This is a genomic window from Achromobacter pulmonis, assembly GCF_902859765.1.
GTDB lineage: Bacteria > Pseudomonadota > Gammaproteobacteria > Burkholderiales > Burkholderiaceae_B > Achromobacter > Achromobacter pulmonis.
The window spans coordinates 88,829-104,024 of the sequence record NZ_CADIJV010000001.1 but is presented as its reverse complement, the minus strand read 5'-3'; the positions used below and the strand labels follow the sequence as shown (position 1 = coordinate 104,024).

13 protein-coding genes are annotated in these 15,196 nt (G+C 68.6%); 9 read left to right on the top strand and 4 right to left on the bottom strand.

Annotation, left to right across the window (positions count from 1 at the left end):
- Nucleotides 1-40: 40 nt before the first annotated feature.
- From HV701_RS00435 to HV701_RS00425, 3 genes are read right to left on the bottom strand one after another with little or no spacing between them, the layout of a single operon-like run.
- On the bottom strand, nt 41-1,468 hold the full coding sequence (locus HV701_RS00435; protein ID WP_175131186.1) for an efflux transporter outer membrane subunit: 1,428 nt from the start codon (nt 1,466-1,468) through the stop codon (nt 41-43).
- A gap of 5 nt (nt 1,469-1,473) precedes the next feature.
- Entirely contained in the window at nt 1,474-3,432 is a 1,959-nt protein-coding gene (locus HV701_RS00430) for a MacB family efflux pump subunit (RefSeq protein WP_175131185.1), read from the bottom strand.
- A 1-nt stretch (nt 3,433) separates the two neighbouring features.
- Nucleotides 3,434-4,612, bottom strand: coding sequence for an efflux RND transporter periplasmic adaptor subunit (locus HV701_RS00425; protein WP_175131184.1), 1,179 nt, complete (start codon nt 4,610-4,612; stop codon nt 3,434-3,436).
- A gap of 493 nt (nt 4,613-5,105) precedes the next feature.
- Between HV701_RS00425 and HV701_RS00420 the strand changes: the two genes are divergently transcribed.
- The 6 genes from HV701_RS00420 to purU all read left to right on the top strand — a co-directional run bounded on the left by HV701_RS00420 (nt 5,106) and on the right by purU (nt 10,200).
- A complete protein-coding gene (locus tag HV701_RS00420) occupies nt 5,106-6,239 on the top strand; it encodes an MFS transporter (RefSeq protein WP_236756941.1) in 1,134 nt (377 codons plus the stop codon).
- The gene (locus tag HV701_RS00415) at nt 6,236-6,889 is read left to right on the top strand and encodes a gamma-glutamylcyclotransferase (RefSeq protein WP_419761586.1); all 654 of its coding nucleotides are present in this window, start codon (nt 6,236-6,238) and stop codon (nt 6,887-6,889) included. The genes HV701_RS00420 and HV701_RS00415 overlap by 4 nt, the downstream gene beginning before the upstream one ends.
- A 117-nt stretch (nt 6,890-7,006) precedes the next feature.
- Nucleotides 7,007-7,636, top strand: a complete 630-nt coding sequence (pdxH, locus tag HV701_RS00410) for a pyridoxamine 5'-phosphate oxidase (RefSeq protein WP_175131181.1) — start codon at nt 7,007-7,009, stop codon at nt 7,634-7,636.
- A 51-nt stretch (nt 7,637-7,687) separates the two neighbouring features.
- Nucleotides 7,688-8,212, top strand: coding sequence for a flavin reductase family protein (locus HV701_RS00405; protein ID WP_175131180.1), 525 nt, complete (start codon nt 7,688-7,690; stop codon nt 8,210-8,212).
- Nucleotides 8,209-9,342 (top strand): NAD(P)/FAD-dependent oxidoreductase, encoded by a 1,134-nt coding sequence (locus HV701_RS00400; RefSeq protein ID WP_175131179.1) that lies wholly within the window; start codon nt 8,209-8,211, stop codon nt 9,340-9,342. The genes HV701_RS00405 and HV701_RS00400 overlap by 4 nt, the downstream gene beginning before the upstream one ends.
- A gap of 3 nt (nt 9,343-9,345) precedes the next feature.
- The gene (purU, locus tag HV701_RS00395; protein ID WP_175131178.1) at nt 9,346-10,200 is read left to right on the top strand and encodes a formyltetrahydrofolate deformylase; all 855 of its coding nucleotides are present in this window, start codon (nt 9,346-9,348) and stop codon (nt 10,198-10,200) included.
- Between the two features lie 18 nt (nt 10,201-10,218).
- On the opposite strand, the gene HV701_RS00390 is transcribed toward purU, so the two are convergent.
- The gene (locus tag HV701_RS00390; protein ID WP_175131177.1) at nt 10,219-11,151 is read right to left on the bottom strand and encodes a LysR family transcriptional regulator; all 933 of its coding nucleotides are present in this window, start codon (nt 11,149-11,151) and stop codon (nt 10,219-10,221) included.
- 129 nt (nt 11,152-11,280) lie between these two features.
- On the opposite strand from HV701_RS00390, the gene HV701_RS00385 reads away from it, so the two are divergent.
- From HV701_RS00385 to HV701_RS00375, 3 genes are all read left to right on the top strand, one after another.
- A complete protein-coding gene (locus HV701_RS00385) occupies nt 11,281-12,981 on the top strand; it encodes an acyl-CoA dehydrogenase family protein (protein ID WP_175131176.1) in 1,701 nt (566 codons plus the stop codon).
- Between the two features lie 61 nt (nt 12,982-13,042).
- Nucleotides 13,043-14,020 (top strand): Bug family tripartite tricarboxylate transporter substrate binding protein, encoded by a 978-nt coding sequence (locus tag HV701_RS00380; protein ID WP_175131175.1) that lies wholly within the window; start codon nt 13,043-13,045, stop codon nt 14,018-14,020.
- Between the two features lie 13 nt (nt 14,021-14,033).
- Nucleotides 14,034-15,155 carry a CaiB/BaiF CoA transferase family protein gene (locus HV701_RS00375; RefSeq protein ID WP_175131174.1) on the top strand — a complete coding sequence of 374 codons (1,122 nt, stop codon included), beginning with the start codon at nt 14,034-14,036 and terminating at the stop codon, nt 15,153-15,155.
- Nucleotides 15,156-15,196: the final 41 nt, after the last annotated feature.

Genomic DNA, 15,196 nt, shown 5'->3' with positions numbered 1-15,196 from the left:
GGAGGGGGGTCTTGCGCCGCGCGTGGCCGGGGCGGAAGGATCAGCGTGCATTCACACCGACGGAATCGTTCCGCGTCGGCACGGCATCGTCGCCGCCCAGCGCCTGATAGACCTTCACCTGGTTGATCAGGCGGTTCAGGGCGTTCTCGTCCCGCGCGATCTCGGCCGCGCGCCGCTTTTCCTGCGCGTCCAGCCAGAACCGCAACGAGACCGAGCCGGCCCGGTAGCGTACCTCGTACAGGCGCTCGGCCTCGCGCGCCGCCTTCAGGGACGCGTCCAGTTGCTCGGCCTGCAGGCGCAACTGGGTACGATTGGACAAGGCGTTCTCCACGTCCGCCATCGCCTGGTACAGGGCTTGGCGGAAGCTCACGACCCGCTCGTCGAAATCGGCCTGCGACACGCGCAGGTTCAGGCTCAGGCGGTTCCATTGCAGGAATGGCAGCGTCAGCGCTCCCGCCAACGATCCCACGGGGTTCTGCAGCACATTCGACAGCGTCGGACTGGAGCTGCCCAGCGCGCCTGTCAGGTTCAGCGTCGGATAGAAGCTGGCGCGCGCCGCGTCGATGTTGGACAGCGATTCGCGCAGCCGCAACTCGGCGGCGCGCAGATCCGGGCGACGACCCAGCAGTTCGGCCGGCACGCCTTCGCGCGCCTGCGGCAGCGGGTATTGCGGCAGGCGTTGCGGGTCGGCCATGGTACGGTCGGGCGGGCCGTCGAACAGGATCGCCAGGGCGTTCACGTATTCCACGCGCTGCTGCACCAGCAGCGCGTGCGCCGCCTGCTGGCTCGCCACGGTCTGCTCGGCCTCGGCCAGCTCCAGCGCCGAGGCGCCGCCGGCGGCGTACTGCGCGCGCACCAGGTCCTGCGTCTTGCGGGCGTAGGCGATGCTCTCCAGGCTGCTGGCGATGCGCTGGTTGATGAAGGCGGTCTGCCAGTACAGCGTGGCCGTGGTGCCCACCAGCGACAGCGCCGAACTCTGGCGGTCCTGCTCGCTGGCCAATGCCTCCCATTCGGCGGCATCGAGCTGGCGCGAGAGCTTGCCCCACAGGTCGACCTCGTAGCCGATCGACAGTTCGGCGCTGTTGGTGCGGGTGATTTCGCGTTCGCCGCGCAGGTTGCGGGCGCGCGTCACGTTGCCGGTGCCGGACAGTTGCGGGATCAGCTGGTCCTGCGCCAAGCCGGCCTGCAGTTGCGCGCGGCGCACGCGGATGGCGGCGGCGGCCAGGTCGTTGTTGCGCGCCAGCGCGCCGTCGACCAGGCCGTTCAGCACCGGGTCGTTGAAATTGCGCCACCAGGCGCCGCCGGTGGCCAGCGCGCTGGCGGGGGCCGCAGCGGCGCCATGGGTCCAGGCGGGCGGCGCCTGCGTCGCGGGCGCGCGGTATTCGCTTTTTAGCAGACCGCCACAGCCGGCCAGGGCCAGCGTCAGGGCCACTGCGGCGGGTTTGCGGATCAGGGAAACCACTTTCATCTTCCTCATTCCCGGGCCAGGGCCTCGACGGGGTCCAGGCGCGCCGCGTTGCGCGCCGGTAAATAGCCGAACAGCACGCCGATCAGTGTCGAGCAGGTGAAGGCCGCCACCATCGACGCGGTCGAATAGATCATGCGGAACGAACCGCCGGTAGCCTTGGACACCAGCACGCCCAGCCCCAGCGACAGCGCGATGCCCACGGCGCCGCCGATCAGGCAGACCAGCACGGCTTCGATCAGGAACTGCTGCATGATGTCGCTGCGACGCGCGCCCACCGCCATGCGCACGCCGATCTCGCGGGTACGCTCGGTCACCGACACCAGCATGATGTTCATGACGCCGATGCCGCCGACCATCAGCGAGATCAGCGCGATCAGCGACACCAGCAGCGTCATGGTGGCCGTGGTGCGCTCGATGGTCTTGCGGATCGCATCGGTGTTGAACACGAAGAAATCCTTCACCACGTGGCGGCGCAGCAGCACCTTGGTGATGGCCTGTTCGGCGGCCGCTGGCGGCGCGGCGTCGTTGACGCGCACGGTGATGCTTTTCAGATGCTGCTGTCCCAGCACGCGCGACAGCGCCGTGGTGTAAGGAATCCACACATTCAGGGTTTCGTTGTTGCCGAACACGGTGTCGTTCTTTTTCGTGACGCCGATCACCCGCGCCGGCATCGACCCCAGGAACACGACCTGCCCGATCGGGTCGGTGTGCGAACCGAACAAGGTCTTGCGGGTGCTCTCGTCGATCACCACTTCCTGGGCGCGCCGCGCCACGCTGGTGGCATCGAAGAACTTGCCCTGCGCCAGCTTGACCGCGCGCACGCGGAAGTACTGCTCGCCCACGCCCTGGATCGAGCCGTTCACCGCCACATTGCGATAGCGCAGCGTGTTGCTGGTGGAAACCTCGGGCGTGACGCTGTCCACGTAGGACTCGCGTGACAGGGCCTCGGCATCGGCCGGCACCAGGGTGCGGATGGTCATGGCCTTTTCGTCGCCGAAGTCCTTGCCCGGGAACACCTCGACGGTGTTGGTGCCGATCTCGCTGATATCTTCCAGGATCTTCTGGCGCGAGCCCTCGCCCAGCGCCACCACCGACACCACCGCGGCAATGCCGATGATGATGCCCAGCATGGTCAGCGAGGTGCGCAGGCGGTGCGCGTTCATGGCCAGCAGCGCCATGCGCAGCGCCTCGCCACAGCGGTCCAGGTAGGCCTGCCAGGCCGGGCGCGGCGGCAGCGGCGCGGCTGCTTCGCGCGCCGCCTCGATGCGCGGCGCGTCGGGATTGCGCTGGTCGGCGACGATCTCGCCGTCGCTGATCTCGATGATGCGCTGCGCGTGGCGCGCCACGTTCATGTCGTGGGTGACCAGGATGATGGTGTGGCCGGCGGCGTTCAGCTCTTCGAGGATGCGCAGCACTTCCTGGCCGGTATGCGTGTCCAGCGCGCCGGTCGGCTCGTCGGCCAGGATGATGTCGCCGCCGTTCATCAGCGCGCGGGCAATGCTCACGCGCTGCTGCTGGCCGCCGGACAACTGGCCAGGACGGTGGCCGGTGCGCTCGCCCAGCCCCAGGCGTTCGAGCAATTCGGCGGCGCGCGCCAGCCGCGCCTCGCGGCGCTTGCCGGCATAGACGGCCGGCACCTCGACGTTGCCCTGCGCCGTCAGGTCGGACAGCAGGTGGTAGCGCTGGAAGATGAAGCCGAAATGCTCGCGGCGCAGTTCGGCCAGCTCGTCCGGATCCAGTTCGCCGGTGCTGCGCCCGCTGACGCGGTAGTCGCCGCTGGTGGCGCGGTCCAGGCAGCCCAGGATGTTCATCAGGGTCGACTTGCCCGACCCGGACGCGCCGACGATGGCCACCATTTCCCCGGCCTCGATGGTCAGGTCGATGTCCTTGAGGACGGCGATGGTCTGCTCGCCCGCGGGGAATTCGCGCCGGACCCCGGACAGCGAAATCAACGGTGCAGCCATGTCAGCGTCCCGCCGCCGCTGGCGCGGCGTCGGCCGACACCACCCGCTCGCCCACCGCCAGGCCATCCAGCACTTGCGCCTGCACGTTGTTGTTCATGCCGATCCTGACCAGGCGGGTCTCGGTCTGGTTGTCCTTGCCCACCACCCGCACTTCGTAGCGGCCGTCCGCGCCGCGCTTGCCCAGGGCCGAGGCGGGCACCACCACGGCGTCGCGCGCCTCGCCCAGCACGATGGAGACCTGCGCGGTCATGGAAATGCGCAGCTTCTCGTCGGGGTTGGGCACGTCGAACAAGCCGTTGTAATAGACCGCCGCGCTGGTGGAATTGGCGCTGGACGAGGTCAGCGACGAGGTGGCGTCGTCCTTCTGGATCGAGTCCGGCGCCGGCTCGACCGCGCGCAGCGTAGCGTGGTAGCGGTGATCGGGCTCGCCCAGGATGGTGAAGTACACCGGCAGGCCCGGCTTGACGCGGGTCACGTCGGCCTCGGAGATCTGCGCCTTGATGGTCATGGTGGCCACCTGGGCCACCTTGATGATGGTGGGCGCGCTCTGGATCGCGTTGACGGTCTGGCCTTCCTTGGTCACCACCGCCACCACCACGCCATCGATGGGGGAGACGATGCGGGTGTAGCCCAGGTTGACCTTGGCCTTGTCGACCTCGATCTCGGCCTGGACGATCTGGGCGTCGAGCGCGGCGATGTCGGCGCGCGTCACGCCCAGCGTGGCCTCGGCCGCCTCATAGTTCTCGCGCGAACTGGCGTCGGCCGCCAGCATCTGGCGCTGGCGGCGGAAGGCCAGCTCGGCCTGCTTCAGGGTCGCCACCTTGGCGGCGCGCTCGGCGCGGCGGGTCTGCAGCGCGGCCTGGGCGTTGCGCAGGTCGTTCTGCTGGGTCAGGTCATCGATTTCGGCGACCAGTTGCCCTTTTTTCACCCGGTCGCCCAGCGCCACCTTCAGCGATTTCAACTGGCCGGAGGCCTGCGCGCCGACGCTGACGCGCTCGATGGCATCCATGGTGCCGCTGGCCAGCACACTGTCTTCGAGGTTGCCGCGCACGACCTCGGCCACGGCGAAGGTGGGCGGTGGCGGCGACGAGAAAAACGCGGCCCGGACGCCAAAGACGATGACCAGAAGAACAACGGCGATCAGGCTGTAACGCTGGACTTTGCTGCGAGGTTTTTTCATTGAACCAGTCAGGAGAAGGCGGCGGAGGCACTCTCCGCCTCCCGAATGCGTCGACGCGGATCGGCGGAGTCATGCGTACCCATACTGACCGCTCATGCTAAACGGCGAGTGCCGTCAAAGCATGGCTATCTGTGCCGAAAGGGTGAAAAACGGTAAAGCCCCCATTGGGTCGCGCGACCAGGAGAATTGTTCCGTTGCATGAACGATACATCTGTTGCGGCGCATTAGCGTTTCCATTTTGCGCAACCCTGTCCGCAACGTGATGCCATCTTGCGGCATCCTTGCCGTAGAAGGGCCATAGATGCAGCCTATCCGCTCGCCCCGGCTCATCATGGATTGCGGCGACGCAAAATAAGCGCGCCTCGACATAGGCCGACGATAGGCACAGAATGGACTCAGTTACGCCGCATCCGTGTCCAATCCGCCCCCCTCTCCCTCTACTCACAACGCCGCCCCGGAGTTTTCCGGGGCGGCGTTGTTGTGCGTGCTGGCCATGCTGAACCACGTGGCGCTCACGGGGGGACGGATCACGGTGTCCCTGACGGCGCTGCAGATGGGCCTGTCGACCTTCAAGGTCGGAACGCTGGTGGCGGTATTCGCGGTATTGCCGATGCTGTTCTCGGTGGGCGCCGGCCGCTGGGTCGACCGGGTCGGCATCGTGCGCCCACTGGTCATCGGTACCGCGCTGGTGGCAACCGGCACGGCATTGCCGTTTCTGTCGCAGACCCAGTCCGCGCTGCTGGTGGCCTCCTGCTGCATCGGCATCGGCTTCATGCTGCACCAGGTGGCCACGCAGGATCTGCTGGGTCATGCCGAACCGACCCAGCGCCTGCGCAATTTTTCGCTGATGTCGCTGGCGCTGGCCGGCTCGGGTTTCTCGGGGCCGCTGATTGCCGGCCTGGCGATCGACCATCTGGGCACGCGGCTGGCATTCGGCCTGCTGACGCTGGGCCCGCTGCTGTCCGCCGGCGGCTTGTACATGTTGCGCCGCCAATTGAGGGCGGTCGATTCGCAGTTGTCCGGCGCCAGGCAGGCGCAGCGCCGCCGCGTGACCGAGCTGTTGGCGGTGCCGGCGCTGCGCCGCATCCTGATGGTCAATACCATCCTGTCGGGCGCCTGGGACACGCATCTGTTCGTGGTGCCGATCTTTGGCGTTGCCATCGGCCTGTCGGCCACCACCATCGGCGTCATTCTTGCGTCCTTCGCGGGGGCAACGTTCGTCATCCGCCTCGTATTGCCGCTTATCCAGCGCCGAGTGCGGTCGTGGACCCTGGTACGGACGGCCATGGCCACCGCCGCCATCGATTTCATGCTTTACCCGCTTTTCACCGACGTTGGCATCCTGATCGTGCTGTCATTCATCCTTGGGCTTGCGCTGGGGTGCTGCCAACCGAGTATGCTTTCATTGCTGCACCAGCATTCGCCGCCGGGCCGCGCCGCCGAAGCCGTCGGGCTGCGGATGGCGCTGATCAACGGATCCCAGGTGTCCCTGCCGCTGACCTTCGGCGCGCTCGGTGCGGTCATCGGCGTTGCCCCGCTGTTCTGGGCCTATTCCGTGGCCTTGATGGCCGGTGGCTGGGCCAATCGCAACCCCCCGCTCGAGTCTGACCGGAAACCGTCGTCGTGAACATGCAGTCCTCTCCCCCCGTGGCCGGCGCCAGCCTGCCTTTCCGCCTCTGGACCCCCGAAGAGCGGCAAGCCTCCCTGCAGGCCGCCCTGCAACATTGGCGCGACGGCGAGGACGTGTGGGTATATGGGTACGGATCACTGATCTGGCGTCCCGACTTCGACTTCGAGGAACGCCGGCTGGCCACCCTGCGCGGCCATCACCGCGCGCTGTGCCTGTGGTCACGGGTCAACCGCGGCACGCCGGAATGCCCCGGACTGGTGTTCGGCCTGGACCGCGGCGGTTCCTGCCGCGGCGTGGTCTACCGCCTGGCGGGCCGCCAGGTGCCGGCCTACTTCCCGGCGCTGTGGGAGCGCGAGATGTCGACCGGGGCCTATCTGCCGCGCTGGATCAACTGCAACACGGACGCCGGCACGGTGCGCGCGCTGGTGTTCATCATGAACCGCGACAACCCCGCCTATATCCGCGCGCTGCCCGAGGCCGAACTGCTGGCCATCGTGCGCCGTGCCGCCGGCCGCTATGGCCCCTGCACCGAATACGTGGTGCAGACCGCCCAGGCGCTGCGCGCCGCCGGCATCCACGATGCCCGGCTCGACACTATCGCCCGGCGCCTGGAACAGGACGGCCACGGCCTGCCCGAGGGCGCCTGACACGTCCCCGGCGCCCTTCCGGCGCAAAAACTTCCCCGGGCCCTGCGCGGGGTCAATAAGGGGAGCGTATCTGCGGCGGTATAAACTGCTTGTCATCAACGCTGAAACACACGCCCCATGTCTGTCTCCGATCTGCGTCAAAGCTACGAAAAGAATGTGCTGCTGGAAGGCGAGGCGGCCGCGTCCCCGTTCGAGCAGTTCACCCGCTGGTTCGACGAAGCCCTGGCCGCCAAGGTGCCCGAGCCCAACGCCATGACCCTGGCCACCGTCGACGCCGCTGGCCAGCCCAGCGCCCGCATCGTCCTGGTCAAGGGCTTCGACGAGCACGGTTTCACGTTCTTCACCAATTACGAGTCGCGCAAGGGCACCGACCTGCTGGCCGAGCCGCGCGCCTGCCTGCTGTTCTTCTGGCAACCGCTTGAGCGCCAGGTGCGCATCGAGGGTGTGGTGGAGAAAGTGTCGGCCGAGGAATCGGACGCCTATTACCACAGCCGCCCGGCCGGTTCGCGCATCGGCGCCTGGGCCTCGCGCCAGAGCCAGCCCATCACCCGCGCCGAGCTGGAGGCCCGCGAGCAGGAATTCCGCGCCCGCTACGGCGACCAGCCGCCGCGCCCGCCGCACTGGGGGGGCTACCGCCTCAAGCCCACCACCCTGGAATTCTGGCAAGGCCGGCCCTCGCGCCTGCATGACCGCCTGCGCTATGTCGCCGACGGCCAGGGCTGGAAGATCGAACGCCTGTCGCCTTGACGCCGCCGGGCGCCGCGCCTCGCCGCGGCGCCCGCCCCATCTCTCACTTGCATGCCAGCCTCCTCCCCTGATTTCGATGCCGCCTTTTTCCGTACCGCGCTGGGCCGCTACGCCACCGGTGTGACGGTCGTGACGACCGCCGACCTCGATGGCGCGCCGATCGGGCTCACGGTCAGTTCCTTCAATTCGGTCTCGCTGAACCCACCGCTGGTGCTGTGGAGCCTGTCGCGGAATTCCTCGTCGCTGGCCGCTTTCGAGCAGTGCCAGCGCTATGTCGTCAACGTGCTGGGCGCCGGACAGATTGCCCTGGCGCGGCGCTTTGCCACCGGCAAGACGCCCGAGCGCTATGCGGGCCTCACCGTGCACCACGCGCCGGGCGGCACCCCGATGCTGGACGGCCATTGCGCCGCCTGGTTCGAATGCCACAACCGCAGCCGCTACGTCGAAGGAGATCACGTCATCATGGTGGGAGAAGTCGAACGTTGCGGACATAGCAGCGAGCCGCCGCTGGTCTTTCATGCCGGCGGATTCGACCTGACGCCGGCCGGTTCCCGCGGCCAGGGAGCGGTCTCGTGAGCGTCGATATCGATTGCGTCGTGATCGGCGCCGGCGTGGTCGGCCTGGCCATCGCCCGCGCCCTGGCCCAATCGGGCCGCGAAGTGCTGGTGGCCGAGGCCACCGAAGCCATCGGCACCGGTACCAGTTCACGCAACTCCGAAGTGATCCACGCCGGCATCTATTACCCGGCGGGCAGTCTCAAGGCCCGCCTGTGCGTGCGCGGCAAGCACCTGCTGTACGCCTATTGCGCCGAACGCGGCATTCCGCACAAGCGGCTGGGCAAGCTGATCGTGGCGACCGACACCGAACAGGCCGCCCAACTGGCAGGCATTGCGCAGCGCGCCCGCGCCAATGGCGTGGATGACCTGCAGTTCATTTCCGGCGAGGACGCCATGCGGCTGGAGCCCGCCCTGCGCTGCACCGCCGCGCTGGTGTCGCCTTCCACCGGCATCGTCGACAGCCATGCGTTGATGCTGGCCTACCAGGGCGATGCCGAGAATGCCGGCGCGCAATGCGTGTTCCACACTCCGCTGGTCTCCGGCCGTGCCTGTCCCGAAGGCGGATTCGAACTGCAATTCGGCGGCGACGAAGCCATGAGCCTGCGCTGCAACGTGCTGATCAACTCGGCCGGCCTGCAGGCCCCGGCGCTGGCGCGCCGCATCGAGGGCGTGCCGGCCGCCAGCATCCCCACCGACTACCTGTGCAAGGGCAGCTATTTCACGCTGTCCGGCCGGGCGCCGTTCTCGCGCCTGATCTACCCGGTGCCGCAGCATGCCGGCCTGGGCGTGCACCTGACGCTCGACATGGGCGGCCAGGCCAAGTTCGGCCCCGATACCGAATGGGTCGGCACCGAGGACTACACCCTCGACCCGGCGCGCGCCGAGGTCTTCTACGCCGCCGTGCGCAGCTATTGGCCGGCGCTGCCGGACGACGCCCTGGCGCCCGGCTACACCGGCATCCGCCCCAAGATTTCCGGTCCGCACGAACCGGCAGCCGACTTCGTCATCGCCGGTCCGGCCGCGCACGGCGTGCCCGGCCTGGTGAACCTGTTTGGCATAGAATCGCCCGGACTGACCTCCAGCCTGGCGCTGGCGGAAGAAGCCCTGGCGCGCCTGGCCGATGACGCTTCCTCACCTTCTTTTCCCTGAACAATGCAGCACAACGACTACATCCTGACCCTGTCCTGCCCCGACCGCACCGGCATCGTCTTCCGCGTCAGCGGCCTGCTGTTCGAATCGGGTTGCAACATCCTCGATTCGCAGCAGTTCGGCGACGAGGAAACCGGCCGCTTCTTCCTGCGGGTGCACTTCGACCTGCCCGCCGGCGAAGCCCCGGACGCCCTGCGCGCCCGCCTGGACGAGATGGCGGCCGAGTACGGCATGCAATTGCAGCTGCACGACGCCCGCCGCAAGGAACGCCTGCTGATCATGGTCAGCAAGCAGGGCCACTGCCTGAACGACCTGCTGTTCCGCGTCCACAGCGGCCAGCTGCACGCGGACGTGGCGGCCATCGTCTCCAACCACAACGACTACGCCGGCCTGGCCGCCTCCTACGGCATTCCGTTCCACCATCTGCCGGTCACGCCCGACACCAAGGCCGAACAGGAGCGGCAGGTGCTGGCGCTGGTGGACCGCTACGACATCGACCTGGTGGTGCTGGCGCGCTACATGCAGATCCTGTCGGCCGAGATGTGCCAGGCGCTCAATGGCCGCGCCATCAACATCCACCACAGTTTCCTGCCCAGCTTCAAGGGCGCCCGCCCGTATCACCAGGCGCACGCGCGCGGCGTCAAGATCATCGGCGCCACCGCCCACTTCGTCACCTCGGACCTGGACGAAGGCCCGATCATCGACCAGGACATCGAGCGTGTCGACCACACCATGACGGCGCAGGACCTGACCCAGGTCGGCAGCGATATCGAGTCGCTGGTGCTGTCGCGCGCCGTGCGCAGCCACGTCGAGCACCGCATTCTGCTGAACCGCAACAAGACCGTGGTGTTCCGCTAGGCGCTTGTCCGCCAGGCTTCATGCGCCCCGGCCGCCAGGCCTGGGCTTGTCTTTCCCGGGCGCGCTGGCGGGAAACTGGCGCGCCACCAGCGCCAGCGCCTTGTCCTGCAGCGGCGTGCGCTCGGTCCCTGGCCAGATCACCTGGCTGACCGAGCGCGCCTGATGCTCGAAGGCGATGAAGCGCGTTCCCGCCAGGCCGCTGCGCGACAGGCAGGACGGCACGATCGACACCCCCAGCCCCTGCGACACCAGCGAGGCCACGCTCAGCCAGTGGCGCACCTCGTGCCGCACCACCGGCATGAAGCCGGCCCCCACGCACAGCGACAGCACCGTCTCGTAATAGCTGGGCGACGCCGCTCTTGCGAAAAACACGAAATCGTCCGCGGCCAGTTCGGCCAGCGCCAGCGACTGGCGCCCGGCCAGCGGGTGGCTGGCGGGCAGGCAGACCACGAAAGGCTCGGCCAGCAGGTCGCGCGCGGCCACGCCGGCCGGCACCGGGTTGGCATGGATGAAGCCCAGATCCTGCTCGCCACGCCGCACCGCCTCGATCTGGTCGTGCGAATTCAGTTCGGTCAGCACATGCTCCACGTCAGGCAGTTCGGCCCGCATCGTCCCCAGCAGGGCCGGCAGGCCGCGATACAGCATCGACCCCACGAAGCCGATGCGCAGGCGGCCGCGCAGACCGGCGTCGACCCGCTGCACCAGCATGCGCACGTCCTCGGCCTGGCGCAGCAGGGTCTGCGCCTCGCGGTACAGCACCTGGCCGGCGGCGGTCAGCTCCACCTGCCGACTGGTGCGCGCCAGCAGGCGCGCGCCGACGTTGTCCTCGAGCTGGCGGATGGCGTAGCTCAACGGCGGCTGGGAAATATGCAGGCGCGCGGCGGCGCGGCTGAAATGGCGCTCTTCGGCCACGGCGATGAAATAGCGCAGCAGGCGCGGGTCCAGGTCCATCGGTCTCCTCCCTGGGCGGCGCCCCGAGATCCATATTTTTTTTGGATAGGTCTACATTAAAACGGTATTTGTATAGATTAATCCATCGTCGCACCATGCCAGCGATCCCCTTTTGCGCAGGATGCCGCCATGGATACCCCCGCCCACCCCGTCGCCACCGCCGCCCCGCCCATTCCGGACGCGCGCGGCCTGAACCTGTTCCGCGCCGATCCCTACGCCGCGCCGCTGGCTCAGCGCTACCTGCCGCCCGCGCTGCATGCGCACCTGCTGCCGCACCTGGATCGCCTGGGGGCCCTGGCTGGCGGCCACATGGACGAACTGGCGGCCACCGCCGACAAGCATCCCCCCACCCTGTCGGTGCGCAGCCGCGCCGGCGCCGACGAATCCCGCCTCGACAAGCACCCCGCCTACGTCGAACTGGAACGCCTGGCCTACAGTGAATTCGGCCTGGCGGCGCTGTCGCACCGCGGCGGCGTGCTGGGCTGGCCCGAACCCATGCCGGCCGCCGCCAAGTACGCCCTGAGCCATCTGTTCGTGCAGGCCGAGTTTGGCCTGTGCTGCCCGGTCAGCATGACCGATTCCCTGGCCCGTACTCTGCGCAAGTTCGGCGATCCGGCGCTGGTGGAACGGGTGCTACCGCAGGTCACCAGCCAGGACTTCGACACGCTGCGCCAGGGCGCCATGTTCATGACCGAGCAGGGCGCCGGCTCGGATGTCAGCGCCACCGAAGTGACGGCCGCCCGTCAGGACGATGGCAGCTGGCGCATCCACGGCGACAAATGGTTCTGCTCCAACCCCGACGCCGGCTTCGCCATGGTGCTGGCGCGCAGCGAAAGCGAGCCCGGCCTGAAGGGCGTATCCCTGTTCCTGCTGCCGCGCGAACTGGCCGACGGCTCGCACAACCACTACCGCATCCTGCGCCTGAAGGACAAGCTCGGCACGCGCTCCATGGCGAGCGGCGAAATCCGGCTGGAAGGCGCGGTGGCCTGGCTGGTGGGCGAGCGCGGCAAGGGCTTCAAGCACATGGCGGACATGATCAACAACTCGCGCCTGTCCAACGGCATGCGCGCGGCCGGCCTGATGCGCCGCGCCGTCACGGAGGCAGTCTACGTATCGCAACACCGCCGCGCCTTCGGCAAGCGCCTGATCGACATGCCGCTGATGCAACGCCAACTGGTCAAGATGACCGTGTGGGCGGAGCAGGCGCGCAGCGTCATGTTCCAGACCGCCCGCGCGCTGGCCGACGCCGACCAGGGCAGGGGCGATCCGGCCCTGGCGCGCATCCTGACGCCGCTGATCAAGTTCCGCGCCTGCCGCGATGCCCGCAAGGTCACCGGCGACGGCATGGAGGTGCGCGGCGGCTGCGGCTACATCGAGGAATGGACCGAACCGCGCCTGGTGCGCGATGCGCACCTGGGCTCGATCTGGGAAGGCACGAGCAACATCGTCGCGCTGGACGTGCTGCGCGCCATCAAAAAGGAAGGCTCGCTGCCGGCGCTGCAACGCCATGTCGACCAATTGCTGGCCGAAGGCGTGCCCTGCCCCCCGGCGCTGGCCGCGATGCAGGCCGACGCCCTGCGGCAGACCTATGCCCTGGCCGAACGCGCCGCGCGGGAGGGCCGCGACGAACTGGCGCGCCAGGCCGCCTCGCTGCTGTACCACGCGGTGTCGATGGCGGCGCTGCGCTGGGAAGCCGCGGGCGCGGGCCTGGCCAGCCGGGCGCTGCTGGCCGACCAGGTCTTGCAGCATCGCCTGGCGCCGCGCGACCCCTACGCCATCCCTACCGACGAAAGCGCCGCCTGCCGCGGCATTCTGCAAGACGCGCTGTAATACGGCGCCCCACCCCGACGCTGGCGGCACAGCCAGCGCGCCCACACCACTGGAGACACCCATGAAACGCCTGTTCACCCCCTTGCTGCTGGCGGCCGCCGCCATTGCCGCCGCGCCGCCGGCGCTGGCCGCCGACGCCTGGCCGGCGCGCCCGGTCACGCTGGTCGTGCCATTCCCGCCCGGCGGCCCCACCGACGCGCTGGCGCGTCGCCTGGCCGACAAGCTAAAGGACCCCTTGGGCCAGACCGTGATCGTCGAGAACCGCAGCGGCGCCGGCGGCAACATCGGCTCGGAGTACGTCGCCAATGCCAAGCCGGACGGCTACACCCTGCTGTTCGGTACCTCGGGGCCGCTGGCCATCAACATCAGCCTGTACAAGAACCAAGGCTACAACCCCGAAACCAGTTTCGCTCCTATCATCCGCATCGGCCATCTGCCCAACATCCTGGTGGTGAATCCGTCGGTGCCGGCCAACAACGCGCGGGAACTGATTGCCTACGCCAAGAAGAACCCGGACAAGCTCAGCTATGCCTCGTCCGGCAACGGCGCGTCGTCGCACCTGGCCGGCATTCTGTTCAACCAGATGGCCGGCACCCGCATCATGCACATTCCGTACAAGGGCACCGGGCCGGCGCTCAACGACCTGCTGGGCGGCCAGGTGTCGATGTCGTTCACCGATATCCTGACCGCGCTGCCGCACATCAAGGCCGGCAAGCTGCGCGCCATCGGCCTGGCCAGCGCGCAACGCTCCGATGCGCTGCCCGAGCTGCCCACGCTGTCCGAACAAGGACTGGCCGGCTATGACGTCAGCGTGTTCTTCGGCATTGTCGCGCCCAAGGATACGCCGGCGGACGTCGTGGCCAAGCTGAACCAGGCATTCAAGACGGCGCTGTCCGACCCCGTGATCGAACAGACCCTGCACAGCCAGGGCATCGTGCGCGCGCAGGATCAGACGCCGCAGGGCCTGTCCTCCTTCATCGCCACCGAAGTGCCGAAGTGGCGCGCGCTCATCAAGAGCGCCAACGTTTCCATCGACTGACCCCAGAGGCGCCATGGCACCCAAGCTACCGAACGCCGGCGCCCTCGCCGGCAGCAAAGTGATCGACCTGTCGCGCGTGCTGGGGGGGCCGTATTGCACCCAGATACTGGCCGACCATGGCGCCGATGTGCTCAAGATCGAGCCGCCCGGCGGCGACGAAACGCGCGGCTGGGGCCCGCCGTTCCTGGGCGACACGGCCTCGTACTTCGTCGGCGTCAACCGCAACAAGCGCGGCATGACGCTGGATCTGTCGCAAGCGGCGGGCCAGGACCTGCTGCGCCACCTGCTGGCCGACGCCGACGTACTGGTCGAGAACTTCAAGCCGGGTACGCTGGAGAAATGGGGGCTGGGCTACGACACGCTGAGCCAGCGCTTTCCGGCGCTGATCCACTGCCGCGTCAGCGGCTTCGGCGCCGATGGCCCGCTGGGCGGGCTGCCCGGCTACGACGCCTGCGCCCAGGCCATGTGCGGACTGATGAGCGTGAACGGCGAGGCCGATGGCGAGGCCACGCGCGTCGGCCTGCCGGTGGTGGACATGGTGACCGGCCTGAACGCGGCGGTGGCCATCCTGCTGGCCTTGAACGAGCGCGGGCGCAGCGGGCTGGGCCAGTTCCTCGACATCACGCTGTACGACTGCGCGCTGTCGCTGCTGCATCCGCATGCGCCAAACTACTTCTACAGCGGCAACACGCCACGCCGCAGCGGCAATGCGCACCCCAACATCGCCCCCTACGAGACCCTGCCGACCGCCAGCGGGCCGATATTCCTGGCGGTCGGCAACAACCGTCAGTTCGCGCTGTTGGCGCAGGTGCTGGACGCACCGGCGCTGGCCGCTGACCCGCGCTATGCCGCCAATGCCGATCGGCTGGCGCACCGGCAGGCGCTGCGCGACGATCTGGCGGCGTTGCTGGCGCGGCACGATGCGGTGGCGCTGGCGGACCGCCTGCTGCGCGCCGGCGTGCCCGCGGCAGCGGTGCAGACGGTGGACCAGGCGCTCGCGCACCCGCACACCCGGCATCGCGGCATGGTGCTGGAACAGGGCGACTATCGCGGCGTCGGCTCGCCGATCAAGCTGTCGCGCACGCCAGCCACGTTGCGCAGCCTGCCGCCGGACCTGGAACCGACCGGGCCGTAGCGGCGCGGCCGGACGCGCTCGCGCCCGGCGCCGGGCCCGTG